Origin of the sequence: Devosia nitrariae, assembly GCF_030160115.1 — a bacterium.
Lineage (GTDB): Bacteria > Pseudomonadota > Alphaproteobacteria > Rhizobiales > Devosiaceae > Devosia > Devosia nitrariae.
Genome location: NZ_BSNS01000015.1, coordinates 36,702 through 50,953, shown reverse-complemented (window position 1 = coordinate 50,953; position 14,252 = coordinate 36,702). Strand labels below are relative to the sequence as shown.

12 protein-coding genes are annotated in these 14,252 nt (G+C 64.0%); 9 read left to right on the top strand and 3 right to left on the bottom strand.

Going from position 1 to position 14,252, the window contains the following annotated elements; genetic code table 11:
* Positions 1–56 precede the first annotated feature (56 nt).
* On the bottom strand, positions 57–1,481 hold the full coding sequence (locus QQK18_RS16100) for a DHA2 family efflux MFS transporter permease subunit (RefSeq protein WP_284341382.1): 1,425 nt from the start codon (positions 1,479–1,481) through the stop codon (positions 57–59).
* A 158-nt stretch (positions 1,482–1,639) separates the two neighbouring features.
* Positions 1,640–2,209: a TetR/AcrR family transcriptional regulator gene (locus QQK18_RS16095; protein WP_284341381.1), complete on the bottom strand. Its 570-nt coding sequence runs from the start codon at positions 2,207–2,209 to the stop codon at positions 1,640–1,642.
* 75 nt (positions 2,210–2,284) lie between these two features.
* Between QQK18_RS16095 and QQK18_RS16090 the strand changes: the two genes are divergently transcribed.
* A complete protein-coding gene (locus QQK18_RS16090) occupies positions 2,285–3,733 on the top strand; it encodes a protein adenylyltransferase SelO (RefSeq protein ID WP_284341380.1) in 1,449 nt (482 codons plus the stop codon).
* Positions 3,734–3,849: 116 nt separating this feature from the next.
* The gene (locus QQK18_RS16085; protein WP_284341379.1) at positions 3,850–4,404 is read left to right on the top strand and encodes a gamma carbonic anhydrase family protein; all 555 of its coding nucleotides are present in this window, start codon (positions 3,850–3,852) and stop codon (positions 4,402–4,404) included.
* Here the strand turns inward: QQK18_RS16085 and QQK18_RS16080 are convergent.
* On the bottom strand, positions 4,377–4,868 hold the full coding sequence (locus QQK18_RS16080; protein ID WP_284341378.1) for a GNAT family N-acetyltransferase: 492 nt from the start codon (positions 4,866–4,868) through the stop codon (positions 4,377–4,379). The genes QQK18_RS16085 and QQK18_RS16080 overlap by 28 nt on opposite strands.
* 108 nt (positions 4,869–4,976) lie before the next feature.
* On the opposite strand from QQK18_RS16080, the gene QQK18_RS16075 reads away from it, so the two are divergent.
* The 7 genes from QQK18_RS16075 to ugpA all read left to right on the top strand — a co-directional run bounded on the left by QQK18_RS16075 (position 4,977) and on the right by ugpA (position 14,250).
* Entirely contained in the window at positions 4,977–6,509 is a 1,533-nt protein-coding gene (locus QQK18_RS16075) for an acyl-CoA carboxylase subunit beta (protein WP_284341377.1), read from the top strand.
* A 12-nt stretch (positions 6,510–6,521) separates the two neighbouring features.
* Positions 6,522–8,537: an acetyl-CoA carboxylase biotin carboxylase subunit gene (locus tag QQK18_RS16070; protein WP_284341376.1), complete on the top strand. Its 2,016-nt coding sequence runs from the start codon at positions 6,522–6,524 to the stop codon at positions 8,535–8,537.
* A 141-nt stretch (positions 8,538–8,678) separates the two neighbouring features.
* Complete coding sequence (locus QQK18_RS16065) at positions 8,679–9,155, top strand: endonuclease domain-containing protein (protein ID WP_284341375.1); 477 nt, start codon at positions 8,679–8,681, stop codon at positions 9,153–9,155.
* On the top strand, positions 9,148–11,286 hold the full coding sequence (gene scpA, locus QQK18_RS16060) for a methylmalonyl-CoA mutase (RefSeq protein ID WP_284341374.1): 2,139 nt from the start codon (positions 9,148–9,150) through the stop codon (positions 11,284–11,286). The genes QQK18_RS16065 and scpA overlap by 8 nt, the downstream gene beginning before the upstream one ends.
* Positions 11,283–11,696, top strand: a complete 414-nt coding sequence (gene mce / locus QQK18_RS16055) for a methylmalonyl-CoA epimerase (protein WP_284341373.1) — start codon at positions 11,283–11,285, stop codon at positions 11,694–11,696. Before scpA ends, mce begins: the two co-directional genes overlap by 4 nt.
* A 290-nt stretch (positions 11,697–11,986) precedes the next feature.
* Positions 11,987–13,306, top strand: coding sequence for a sn-glycerol-3-phosphate ABC transporter substrate-binding protein UgpB (gene ugpB, locus QQK18_RS16050; RefSeq protein WP_379996501.1), 1,320 nt, complete (start codon positions 11,987–11,989; stop codon positions 13,304–13,306).
* 59 nt (positions 13,307–13,365) lie between these two features.
* Positions 13,366–14,250, top strand: coding sequence for a sn-glycerol-3-phosphate ABC transporter permease UgpA (gene ugpA, locus QQK18_RS16045; protein WP_284341371.1), 885 nt, complete (start codon positions 13,366–13,368; stop codon positions 14,248–14,250).
* Positions 14,251–14,252: the final 2 nt, after the last annotated feature.

The following is a 14,252-nucleotide window of genomic DNA, read 5'->3' as shown; positions in this document are numbered from 1 at the left end:
TTGTCCTTTCAGGATTTGAGGGTGGAGGGAGCCGGCGCGCACCGTCGGCCCTTCGGTTACGCCCGCCGGCCGCCGAGGCCGGCGATGAGGGCGCCGAGCAGCGCCAGGCCGGCGGCGCCGAGATAGGCGGCCGAGTAGCCGCCGCCGAGCGCGGCTATGTCGTCGGCTCCAGCCTCGCCGAGCCCGATCGTGCGGGCGGTGGCGAGGGTGAAGATCAGGGCAAGACCCAGTGCCCCACCGATCTGCTGGCTGGTGTTGACAAGACCGCTGGCGAGCCCGCTGTCGGCCTCGCCGACACCCTGGACGGCAAGCTCGGTACCGGCGATGAAGGCGCCGCCCAGGCCAATGCCGATGACGAGGCTGGGACCGAGCAGATGGACGAGGAAGTCGGCCCCGATCGGCGCCAGCGCCAGCCAGCCGACGCCGGCGGCCAACACCACGAGGGACGCGGCGAGAACCTTCGCTGAACCAGCACGGGCGATCGCCGGCGAGAGCATGCCAGCGGTGACGATCAAGGCGATGGCGAGCGGCAGCTGGCTGATGCCTGCCTTCATGGCGTCATAGCCGAGGACATTCTGCATGTGCAGCGAGAGCACGAAGAAGAGGCCGACCGTGACACCGCCGATCAACAGCATGATCGTGTTGCCGAGGGTGACCGAGCGGTTGGCGAAGATAGCGAAGAAGACCAGCGGGTCGCTTGTCTTCATCTCGATGAGGACGAAGAGGGCGAGGAGTACAATGCCGACGGCGGCGAGCCCAAGGGTGATGGGCGAACCGAAGCCGGCCTCGAGGACCATGGAGAATGCGGCAACCAGCGCGACGATGCCGGCGGTGACGGTGGCGGCGCCCGGCAGATCGAGGCGAGCCCGGCCTTTGACTGCGTCGCGGCTGACAAGGGCCGGAATGGTGACGAGAACCACAAGGCCTACGGGCACGTTGATGAAGAAGATCGCGGCCCAGCCGAAGCCTGCCGTCAGCACGCCGCCGAGCAGGACACCGGCGGCGCTGCCCATGCCGGCGACGGCGCCCCAGAGACCGAGCGCCTTGGCGCGGCCGTCAGCGGCCGGAAAGAGCTGCATCAGCAAGGCGAGCGCGGCAGGTGCCAGCATGGCCGCGGATGCGCCCTGAACGGCGCGGGCCGCGAGCAGCATGGCGCCATTGATCGAGAAACCGGCGGCGAGCGAAGCGGCAATGAACCCGAAGACGCCGGCAAGGAAGACGTTGCGGTGACCGTAGCGGTCGGCAAGCCGCCCACCGAGCAGCAGTAGCCCGCCGAAGGGCAGCACATAGGCGGTGATCACCCAGGTCAGCAGGTTGTGGTCGAGCCCGAGGCCGGCCTCGAGGCTCGGCAGGGCGATGTTGACGATCGAGGCATCGAGCACCACGAGGAACTGGGCAAGCGCCAGGATGGTGAGGGCGAGCCAGCGGTTGGAACTGCGCCCGATGGCGAGCCCTTCGAGGGTTGCAGACAGGACAGTCATCTTTTGTCTCCTCGTAAACAGAGTGATCAATCACTCACTAGTTCGGTTAGGGTCGTTGCGTCGCTTGCCGCCGGAGGGTGGTTCGCTCGGCGCCGGTTCGGAAAGGCTCAACCTTTCCCTTTGGTCGACGTGCTTCCTGCCGGAGAGTCCCGGCCGGCTCAGTTGGCCGGCACGTGCCGGATGTTGCGGGCGAGGAGTCTCGCCCAGTCCTCGCCGAGGTCGAAGACGTCGGCAGTGGTGATGAGATGGCAGAGCTGACCGAAGGCGATGAAGCTCTGCACGGCCTCGTCGCTGGCGCCCGAGCGGTGCTTGGCAAAGCGCACGATACGGGCGAGCCCGCGCCTCACGGCATCGCGGATGGCCGGCACGTCGGCCGCGCTTTGCGCGTGGACCTGGATCATCAGGATGGTGCGATCGGCGATGAGGCCGGCATAGCCGTCACCCATGGCCGAGAGGATCGCATTCGGATCGTCGGAACGAGCACGCCCCGCACTCTGCTCCAGCGTCTCCTCAATGCGTTCGTAGCAGCGCTCGACTGCCGCCACGAACAGGCCCTCCTTGGAAGGAAAGAGCTTGAAGACATAGGCCTGGCTGATGCCGGCGAGAGCCGCAACGGCAGTCACCGGGGTGGCGGCAAAGCCACTCTGCGCGAAGGCGGCAAGCGCCGCCTCGACGATGGCCTCTCTGCGGGTGTCCGCGTCGGACAGATTGGTGCGTGTTTGTTTCATGGTGAGTGAGTAGGTACTCACTGAAGTTGGACTTGTCAATACCGCCCATCTCTCGCAGCCGGCACCTGCGTGGGCATGGACGGATCGTGCGCCGATCCTTATGCGTTGAAGACCATGAGCGTCTTCAAGCCCGCAAAGAATCACGAGGCCCTCGGCGACGAGTTCTACGATCTCGTACGGCCGGCCGATTTTCCCCAGGCAATCCTGCGCCACCGCGACCAGCGCTGGGCGCGGCGCGTGGGGCTCGACCACCTTTCGGACGAAGACTGGATTGCGCATTTCGCCCGCTTCCGGCCATTGCCCGGCAGTTTCCAGACGCCCCTGGCGCTGCGCTATCACGGTCACCAGTTCCGCACCTACAATCCGGACCTCGGCGATGGGCGTGGGTTTCTCTATGCCCAGTGCTACGACCTCGAAGATGGGCGGCTTCTTGACTTCGGCACCAAGGGCTCGGGCAGGACGCCGTGGTCGCGCGGAGGCGACGGACGGCTCACCCTCAAGGGGGGCGTGCGCGAGGTACTGGCGACCGAGATGCTGGAAGCTCTCGGCGTCTATACCTCGAAATCCTTTTCGCTCGTCGAGACCGGCGAGGAGCTCTGGCGCGGCGACGAGCCGTCGCCGACACGCTCAAGCGTGCTGGTGCGCCTCAGCCATTCGCACATCCGCATCGGCACGTTCCAGCGCCTCGCTTTTCTCGAGGAATCCCACAACCTCGAGAAACTGCTCGACTATTGCATCGCCACCTATTACCCGCACCTGGCCAAGGCCGAGGACAAGCCGGCCGCCTTCCTTGAGGCGGTGACCGAGAAGGTCGCGATTCTCGGGGCACAATGGACGGCCGCCGGGTTCGTCCATGGCGTGCTCAACACCGACAACATCAACATCACCGGCGAGAGCTTCGACTATGGGCCGTGGCGGTTCCTGCCGGCCTATGATCCCACTTTTACCGCCGCCTATTTCGACGAAGCCGGGCTCTATAGCTTTGGGCGGCAACCGGACACGCTGGCCTGGAACCTGACGCGGCTGGCCGAATGCCTGTTGCCGCTGGCTTCCGCCGAACGGCTGGAACCGCCGCTCAATACGATCTGGCCGGCCTTTCAGCAGGCATTGCCGGAGGCAATCCTTGCCCGGCTTGGGCTCGAGCCGGCCGGCGGCAGCGCCGACAGCGAATTCGTCTCGGCGCTCTTTACGTTCCTCTCGGCCTCGCAGGCGCCTTACGAGCAATTCTTCTTCGACTGGCGCGGCGGGGTCCTCTCGGCCAAACGCGCCGCCAAAAGCACGTCGGCCGACCACTATGCGAGCGAGGCGTTCCGCCCGGTCGCCGATGCGCTCGAGGCGTTCTCGCCGAGCAACACTGTCAATCTCGACCATGCCTATTTCGCGCGCCCGCGCCCGCGCACCATGCTGATCGACGAGATGGAGGCGATATGGGCGCCGATCGTCGAGGCCGACGACTGGTCGCTCTTTTATCAGACGCTGGCCGAAATCGGTGAGATGCGCGATGCTTACACCATCAGGCCCTAGAACTTTCCCGTTCCGATTGAATCAAAACGGGAAAGCTCCAAATTGTTGAATTGTCGCGTTTTCGAACCCCAAAAGTGGTGTCCACTTTGCTGAAAACGCTCTGAGGGAGAAACGGCATGCCCATCTACACGCTCGACGGCGCTGGCCCGACGATCGATCCGGACGTTGCCTGGATTGCACCGACGGCGGTGCTGGTCGGCCGTGTGATCGTTTCTGCCGATGCCGGCATATGGTTCGGCGTGGTGGCGCGCGGGGACAACGAGCCGATCGAAATCGGGATCGGCAGCAACGTGCAAGAAAATGTCGTGCTCCACACCGACATGGGCTTTCCCCTGACCATCGGAGCCGGCTGCACCATCGGCCATAAGGCGATACTGCATGGCTGCACGATCGGCGCGAACACGCTTATCGGCATGGGCGCGACGGTGCTCAACGGCGCCAGGATCGGGGCCAACTGCCTGATCGGTGCGGGTGCGCTCGTCACCGAAGGCAAGGAGATCCCCGACAACAGCCTCGTCATCGGTGCGCCGGGAAAGCTGGTGCGCGAGCTCGACGCACAGGCGATCGCCGGCCTCAGACGCTCGGCGCGAGGCTACATCGAGAACGCGCGGCGCTTTGCCAGAGGCCTGACACCCCTGCCCGATCATGGGCGGGACTTCGACCCGGCCTGATCCGGTCGGTAAAGCCGGAAGCGCAGGAATGTGCGGCCGGAATAGTCGATCGAGCCGTCCGGGACGAAGCCGAGCCGCTCGAGCGCCCTCAAGTGCCGGCGGCTCGGCGGCAGCAGCGCAATGATCGAGGGGAGACCCAGCTCAGCGAATCCCTTGTCGATCAGGAGACGTGCGAGCCTCACCCCGACGCCCCAGAATCTCGGCAGCAGCACGAGACCAAGATCGGCGTCTTCGCCCTCCTTCTGGAACCCGCCCCAGCCGGCGAATTCCCCATCAATCTCAAAGGCCCACGGCCCGTAGCCGTTATCGACCCATTGCGCGTCCTTGCCTGCGACCCAGGCGCGGCACATGGCTTCGTCCATTGCGCCTGAAAGCGGCATATGGCGGGTGACGGCGGGATCGTTGACCAGCGCCAGCACGGCGGCGACCGGGATGTCCGAAAGGCGCAGATAACGGATGTTCAACGACTCCCCCTTCAGTGGGTTAGCACGCTATCGCAATTGCTTTTTCGCCGCCATGCCGCCAATCTTGCCTTGACCGTTCGGACGAACGGACGGCATGCGGGAGAAGTAATGCAGGAGATCATCAGGGCGCTCGAGGCGAGGCGGACCGAGGCCAGGCTCGGCGGTGGCGAGCGGCGCATCTCCGCCCAGCATGGCAAGGGCAAGCTGACGGCCCGCGAACGGCTCGACGTGCTGCTCGATCCCGGGTCCTTCGAAGAATACGACATGTTCGTCACCCACCGGGCGACGGATTTCGGCGTCGATGAGATGCTGATACCCGGCGACGGAGTGGTGACCGGCTGGGGCCGGATCAACGGGCGCATCGTCTACGTCTTCTCCCAGGATTTCACCGTCTTCGGCGGCTCGCTCTCGGAGACGCACGCGCAGAAGATCTGCAAGATCATGGACCTGGCGCTGCAGAACGGCGCGCCGGTCATCGGGCTCAACGATTCGGGCGGTGCACGCATCCAGGAAGGCGTGGCCTCGCTCGGCGGCTATGCCGAGGTGTTCTGGCGCAACGTCCAGGCGAGCGGCGCCATTCCGCAGATCTCGGTGATCATGGGCCCCTGTGCAGGGGGCGCTGTCTATTCGCCGGCGATGACCGATTTCATCTACATGGTCCGCGACACCAGCTACATGTTCGTGACCGGCCCGGACGTGGTCAAAACCGTCACCAACGAAACGGTGACGCACGAGGAACTGGGCGGGGCTTCGACCCATACCAAGGTCTCCTCGGTCGCCGACGCTGCTTTCGAGAACGACATCGAAACGCTCCTCGAAGTGCGGCGCCTCTTCGATTTCCTGCCGCTAAAGGCCGGCGAGCGGCCACCGAGCATTGCCGTCAACGACAGCCCTGACCGGCGCGAGGACAGCCTCGACACCATCATACCCGACAGTCCCAACAAGCCTTACGACATGCGCGAGATCATCGAGAAGGTCGCCGACGAGGGCGACTTCCTCGAGCTGCAGGCGGCTCATGCCGGCAACATCCTCATCGGCTTCGTCAGGCTCAACGGGCATACCACCGGGGTCGTCGCCAACCAGCCCCTGGTGCTGGCCGGATGCCTCGACATCGCCGCCGCGAAAAAGGCCGCCCGCTTCATCCGCTTCTGCGATGCCTTCGAAATCCCGATCCTGACCTTCGTCGACGTGCCTGGGTTCCTGCCCGGGACGGCGCAGGAATATGGCGGCATCATCAAGCATGGCGCGAAGCTCCTCTTTGCCTATGCCGAAACCACCGTGCCGCTCGTCACCGTCATCACCCGCAAGGCCTATGGCGGCGCCTATGACGTGATGGCGAGCAAGCACATCCGCGCCGACGTCAACTATGCCTGGCCCTCGGCCGAGATAGCGGTGATGGGCGCCAAGGGCGCGACCGAAATCCTCTACCGTTCGGAACTCACCGACAAGGAGAAGATCGCCCGCCGCACCGCCGAATACGAGGCCCGTTTCGCCAACCCGTTCGTTGCCGCCGAGCGCGGCTTCATCGACGACGTGATCATGCCGCACGGCACGCGGCGGCGGGTCGTGCGGGCGTTCGAGACGCTCAGGGGAAAGCGGGCGCAGGGACCGGTCAAGAAGCACGGGAACATTCCGCTGTGAGGAGACCAGACTTTGTTTAACTCCCTCCTCATCGCCAATCGCGGCGAGATCGCTTGTCGGATCATCAAGACCGCAAAGCGCCTCGGCATAAGAACGATCGCCGTCTATTCGGATGCCGACAAGGAAGCGCTGCACGTGAAACTGGCCGACGAGGCGGTGCATATCGGCCCGTCTGCTGCCCGAGACTCCTATCTGTCCATCGACAAGATCATTGCCGTCTGCAAGGCGACGGGCGCGGAGGCCGTGCATCCGGGCTATGGGTTCCTCTCGGAAAACCCCAACTTCGCCGAGGCGCTCGCCGACAGCGGCATTACTTTCGTCGGCCCGCCGGCAAAGGCCATCGCGGCCATGGGCGACAAGATCACATCCAAGAAGATCGCCGCCGAGGCCGGCGTTTCGACAGTGCCGGGACATATGGGGCTCATCGCCGATCGGGACGAGGCGGTCAGCATCGCCGAAAGTATCGGCTACCCGGTGATGATCAAGGCTTCGGCCGGCGGCGGCGGCAAAGGGATGCGCGTCGCGTGGGACGCGATGCAGGCTCGGGAAGGGTTCGAGCGGGCAAGATCGGAGGCGGCTTCGTCGTTCGGGGACGACCGCATCTTCATTGAGAAGTTCGTGACCGATCCGCGCCATATCGAGATCCAGGTGCTCGCCGACGGGCATGGCAACGTCATCCACCTCGGAGAGCGCGAATGCTCGATCCAGCGGCGCAACCAGAAAGTGATCGAGGAAGCGCCTTCGCCCTTTCTCGATGCGGCGACCCGCGAGGCGATGGGAAGGCAGGCCGTGGACCTTGCCAGGGCCGTCGGCTACCAGAGCGCCGGCACCGTCGAGTTCATCGTCGATGGGGCGAGGAACTTCTATTTCCTGGAGATGAACACGCGGCTCCAGGTCGAGCATCCAGTGACCGAGCTCGTCACCGGCCTCGATCTGGTCGAGCTGATGCTGCGGGTTGCGGCAGGCGAGCGGCTGCCCCTCGGGCAGAAGGATGTGAAGCTCGTAGGCTCAGCCATCGAATCCCGTCTCTATGCCGAAGACCCCTACCGCAACTTCCTGCCCTCGACCGGGCGCCTGAAGCGCTACCGTCCGCCCGCAGAAGAGACCACGCCAACGCTTGTGGTGCGCAACGACACCGGCGTTTTCGAGGGCGGGGAGATTTCGACTTTTTACGATCCGATGATTGCCAAGCTGGTGACCTGGGCGCCGACGCGCTTGGAAGCCATAGAGGCGATGGCCGAAGCGCTCGACCGGTTCGAGGTGGATGGGGTCGGGCACAATCTGCCGTTCCTTTCTGCGGTCATGGAGCAGGATCGCTTCCGCGAGGGCCTGCTGACGACCGGCTACATCGCCGAGGAATTTCCAGAGGGGTTCGCCGGGGCGACGCTTGCTACCGGCCGCCATGTCGAGATCATCGCGGCGGCGGCCATGGCCGGGCTCGTGGTGGCCGAGCGCCAGGGCCAGGTCGAGCGCTCGCTCGTCGGCGGGATCGAAGAGGTATTCTCCCGGTTCTCCATCGTCATCGGTGCCGAAGTGAGCGAGGTGCGGGTCGCGCGGCTCGATCCCGGCGGACACTGGCAGGTCAACATCCGCGGCGAGTTGCACGAGGCGACGGCGTTCTCGTGGGCGCCAGGCGACCGGCTGGCGACGTTATCCTGGCGCGACGAGAACCCGGCAACGCTCAAGCTCGACCGCAAGACCACGGGCTTCCGCATCCGTTATCGCGGCACGGACCTCGATGTCCCCGTCCTGCCCCCGCATATCGCGGCGCTGCTCAGACACATGCCGATCAAAGCGCCGCCGGACCTCTCCAAATTCCTCCTCTGTCCGATGCCGGGCCAGGTGGTGCGCGTAGACGTTGCCGAGGGCGACGTGGTCGAGGAGGGCCAGCCGCTCGCCATCGTCGAGGCGATGAAGATGGAGAACGTGCTGCGCGCCGAAAAGCGCGCCCGGATCAGCAAGGTTCATGTGGCGGCCGGCGCCGTGCTTGCGGTCGACGAGGTGATGATGGAATTCACGGGGGTGTGAGTATGGTTGCCGGCTTTGAGAACCCCCTCCCTGGCCCTCCCCACAAGGGGGAGGGTGAGTCCTGTGCCTGTGGTACGATATGGCCAGAGGCACGGACGCCCACCTCCCCCTTGATGGGGGAGGCCAGGAAGGGGTGACGCGATGCCAACACACGCACAGCGTCTGAGGAAGAGCCCGACGCGAACTGAAATCCGGCTATGGCGCTTGCTTCATCCCTTGCGCACCGGCGGCTACCACTTTCGCAAGCAGGCACCCATAGGACCGTATGTGGTCGATTTCGCCTGCCATCATGCCAAGCTGATCATCGAGGTCGATGGCGACACCCATGGCACGGATGCCGGGATACGGCACGATGCAAAACGGGACGCGTTTCTCAGATCGGAGGGCTACAAGGTCCTGCGCTTTTGGAACACTGAGGTCATGAGAAATTCCGGCGGGGTTTTTTACCTGATCTGCGACGGATTGGGTGCACGAGAGTTTATCGATAGCTCGGTGGGCACCCCCTCCCCGTCCCTCCTCACAAGGGGGAGGGTGTCGCATCGAGCGAGCGGCAAGATCGAGACGACGCCGCCACCAACGCTCCTGTTGGCCGGAGATATTGGAGGCCGCGATGAATAAACCTGCCACCTTCGCCGAATGGGCAAAGCTCGCCGAACGCGAGCTTAGGGATGTGCCGCTTTCCGACCTCGAGCGCGACTATGGTGGGCTTTCCATCAAGCCGGCCTATTTCGCTGAGGATCTGCCGCCGCAAACCGCCGGAGCGATGCCCGGCGCCGAGCCCTTTGCGCGTGGGGTAAGGGCAACCATGTACGCCAACCGACCGTGGACGATCCGGCAATATGCCGGGTTCTCGACGGCGCGCGAATCCAATGCCTTCTTCCGGCAGGGGTTGGCCAATGGGCAGAAGGGCCTCTCGGTCGCCTTCGACCTGGCTACCCATCGCGGCTATGACAGCGACCATCCGCGCGTTGCCGGGGATGTGGGCAAGGCGGGTGTCGCCATCGATACCGTCGAAGACATAAAGCTCCTCTTCGAAGGCATCCCACTCGACCGGATGAGCGTTTCGATGACCATGAACGGCGCGGTGATCCCGGTGATGGCCATGTTCGTGGTCGCGGCCGAGGAGCAGGGCGTCCGGCAGGAGCAGCTCGAAGGGACCATCCAGAACGATATCCTCAAGGAGTTCATGGTCCGCAACACCTACATCTATCCGCCCGAGCCCTCTATGCGGATCGTGGGTGACGTCATCGCTCACACGGCGCGTCGCATGCCCAGGTTCAATTCGATCTCGATCTCGGGCTACCATATGCACGAGGCGGGGGCGACGGCGGTGCAGGAGCTGGCTTATACGCTGGCCGACGGGCGCGAATATGTGCGCGCGGCGATGGCACGCGGGCTCGATATCGACGCTTTCGGCCCGCGGCTCTCGTTCTTTTTCGGCATCGGGATGAACTTCTTCCTCGAGGCTGCCAAGCTGCGGGCGGCGCGCGCGCTCTGGTCCGAAATCATGACGGGGCTCGGCGCCAAGGATCCGCGCTCGAGAATGCTGCGCACTCATTGCCAGACCTCGGGCGTGTCGCTGACCGAACAGGACCCCTACAACAATGTCGTGCGCACCACGCTCGAGGCGCTGGCGGCCGTGCTCGGCGGCACGCAGTCGCTGCACACCAATTCCTTCGACGAGGCCATCGCGCTCCCGACGGACCTTTCCGCCCGTATCGCGCGCAACACGCAATTGATCCTGCAGCATGAAAGCCGCGTCACCGATGTCGTCGATCCCCTGGGCGGCTCCTACTATGTCGAGGCGCTGACTGCCGAGCTGATGGAGAAGGCCCGCAATCTCATCGATGCGGTCGAGGCCGAAGGCGGCATGACGCAGGCGGTGCAGGCGGGCTTCCCGAAACTCGCCATCGAGACGGCTGCCGCTATCCGGCAGGCCCGGATCGACAGGGGCGAGGACGTGATCGTCGGCGTCAACCGCTACCGGGTCGAAGACGCGGCACCGATCGATGCGCGCGCGATCGACAATGCCCGAGTGCGCGAGGAACAGGCCCACAGCATCGCCCAAGTGCGCCGCGGGCGTGACGAGGCGCGCTGCCAATCGATGCTGTCGGCGCTGCGCGAGTTCGCGGCGATGGACGAAGGCAATCTTTTGGAAGCGGCGATCGAGGCGGCCCGCGCGCGCGCCACGCTCGGCGAAATCAGCCGCGCACTCGAGGACGTCTTCGGGCGCTACTCAGCCGTTACGCGCGTCATCTCGGGCGTCTATGGCGCGAGCTACAGCGACGATCCCCAGTTCGCGGCTATTGCCGGACGCATCAACGACTTCACCAGCCGGCACGGCCGCGCACCTTCGATCCTCGTTGCCAAGATGGGCCAGGACGGGCACGATCGCGGCGCCAAGGTGATCGCCACCGCCTTTGCCGACCTCGGCTTTGCCGTGCATCTCAGTGCCCTGTTTGAGACTGCGCCCGAGATCGCGGTCAAGGCGCAAGAGCTCGGCGTCGACGCGGTGGGTATTTCGACGCTGGCGGCGGGCCACAACACGCTGGTGCCCGAGTTGTTCACCGCCCTGCGGAATAGCGGGCTCAAGGACGTCACTGTTATCGTGGGCGGCGTGGTGCCCGAGCAGGACCATGCGTTCCTGCGTCAATGCGGCGTTGCCGAAATCTTCGGACCGGGCACCAACGTGCTGGAGGCGGCCTTTTCGGTCCTCAACCAGATCGAAGGGCGGCTTTCCAACCGATGATCGGGCGCATTAACCACATCGCCATCGCCGTGCCGGACCTCGCAGCCGCCAGTACCCGCTATCGGGACCTGCTCGGCGCCCGGGTCGGCGAGCCGCAGGCCTTGCCCGAACACGGCGTCATTGTCGTCTTCGTCGATACGGGCAACGCCAAGGTGGAGCTGATGGCGCCGCTGGGGGAGGACTCGCCCATTGCCGGCTTCCTCGAGAAGAACCCTGCCGGCGGCATGCACCATATGTGCTTCGAAGTTCGCGACATCGCCACCGCCACCCAGCGGCTCGTCGCGGGTGGCGCGCGCGTCCTTGGTGACGGCAGGCCCAGGACCGGCGCGCATGGGCTGCCGGTGATCTTCCTCCACCCCAAGGATTTCGACGGGGTCCTGATCGAGCTGGAAGAGATCGGTGAAGGCTGATCCGGTGAACTTCGCCATCCGTCATCATTCCGTCATCCGATCGTCACCCGACTGTAATCGCTCCCCTTTAGACCGGCGCCGGCGCTGGGCGGCACCACCTCCCGGCGCATGGGTTCACGCGGATTAGGTTTCGTTCTTTGTCATAATTTGTTTCGAAATATTTCGCCTTGACCTAGCTCGCAACTCTGACAAAGGTATCCGAAACCGCGCAACCCGCGCTAAGACGGATAGCGGAACTGACGACGACCCATGTCGGGATACGTCCACCAAGGGAGAAAACAATGGTACGTATGACCTTCACGGCCGGGCTCTCAGCCCTTGCCGTTTCGCTCACTTCTTCGGTCGCCCTCGCCCAGACCGAAGTCACCTGGTGGCACGCCATGGGTGGCGAGCTAGGCACCAAGCTCGAAGAGATCGTTGCCGGCTACAATGCCAGCCAGTCCGACTATAAAGTGACGCCCGTCTACAAGGGCACCTATGATGAGACCATGACCGCCGCGATTGCCGCGTTCCGCGCCGGTCAGCAGCCGGACATCGTCCAGGTCTATGAAGTCGGCACCGGCACCATGATGGCCGCTCAGGGTGCCATCTACCCGGTCTATCAGCTCATGACCGATATGGGCGCCGATTTCGATCCGGACGCGTTCCTGCCGGCGGTCGTCGGCTATTACACCGACACCGAGGGTAACATGCTCTCGATGCCATTCAATTCCTCGACTCCGATCCTCTACTACAACAAGGACATCTTCGAAGAAGCCGGACTCGATCCCGAGCAGCCCCCCGAGACCTGGGGTCAGCTCGAGGAGTTCTCCCGCACGATCATGGAGTCGGGCGCGGCCGAATGCGGCTTCACCTCCGGCTGGATTTCCTGGGTGCAACTCGAGAACCTCTCGGCCTGGCACAACCAGCCGATCGGCACCCTCGAAAATGGCTTCGGCGGGCTTGAAGCCGAACTGACGTTCAACGGCCCCGTGCAGGTCAAGCACTGGGAGAACCTCAAGAATTGGCAGGAAGAGGGTGTCTTCCAGTACGGCGGTCCCGGCGGCGGCGGCGATGCACCGCCCAAGTTCTATTCCGGCGAATGCGCCATGTACATGAACTCCTCGGCTTCGCGCGCAGGCGTCCTCGCCAACGCCGGCGACTTCGAGGTCGGCTTTGGGATGCTGCCTTATTACGATGACGTCGAGGGTGCTCCGCAGAACTCGATCATCGGCGGGGCGACGCTGTGGGTCCTCCAGGGCCAGTCGGAAGAAGAGTTCAAGGGCGTTGCCGACTTCTTCAGCTACCTCTCCTCGCCGGAAGTCCAGGCCGACTGGCACCAGTTCTCGGGCTACCTGCCAATCACTCAGGCCGCCTACGAACTTGGGCAGCAGCAGGGCTTTTACGAGGAGACCCCCGGTTCGGACGTTGCCATCAAGCAGATCACGCTCAACGAGCCAACCGAGAACTCCAAGGGCCTGCGCTTCGGCAACTACGTGCAGATCCGCACCATCATCGATGAGGAGTTCCAAGAGCTCCTGTCGGGCAGCAAGACCCCCCAGGAAGCGCTCGATGCAGTGGTTTCACGCGGTAATGCATTGCTGCGCGACTTCGAAGCCGCCAACAGCTAAAGTCTAACGAGCACTAGATCCGCGCCCCTCACGGGCGCGGATTTTCATGCGGGAACATCATGCAGACCAAGAGAACGATATTCAGCAACAAGGGCCTGCCTTACGCCCTCCTGTTTCCGCAACTGGCGATCACCGCCATCTTCTTTCTCTGGCCAGCCGGTCAGGCGCTCTGGCAGTCGTTCCTGCGTCAGGACGCTTTCGGGTTCAGAACCAGCTTCGTCGGCTTCTCGAACTTCCTCGACCTGTTCACGAGCCCCCAATACCTCAATTCGCTCAGCGTGACGGCAGTATTTGCGACGAGCGTCGCAGCGCTCTCCATGAGCGTCTCGTTGCTGCTCGCCGTCGCTGCAGACCGCATGATCCGCACGCGCAACGCCTATACGACCTTCCTGGTGTGGCCTTACGCCGTGGCGCCGGCCGTTGCCGGCATCCTGTGGTGGTTCATGTTCAATCCTTCGATCGGGGTGTTCAGCTATGTGCTCGACATGCTGAACTACAACTGGAACCACACGCTGTCGCGCACGGATGCCATGCTGTTGGTGATCTTTGCCTCGACCTGGAAACAGATTTCGTACAACTTCCTCTTCTTCCTCGCTGGCCTGCAGTCCATACCCGCCTCGCTTTCCGAGGCAGCCGCGATCGACGGGGCAAGGCCGGTCAAGCGCTTCTTCACCATCGTCTTTCCCCTGCTCTCGCCCACCACCTTCTTCCTGATGGTCGTCAACATCACTTATGCGATGTTCGATACCTTCGGCATTATCCACGCCACCACTTCCGGTGGGCCCGCCCAAGCCACTAACATACTGGTCTACAAGGTCTTCAACGACGGTTTCATCGGTCTCAATCTCGGCTCGTCGGCCGCCCAGTCCGTGATTTTGATGGCGATCGTGATCTCGCTCACGGTCATTCAGTTCCGCTACATCGAGCGGCGCGTGGAGTACTGACG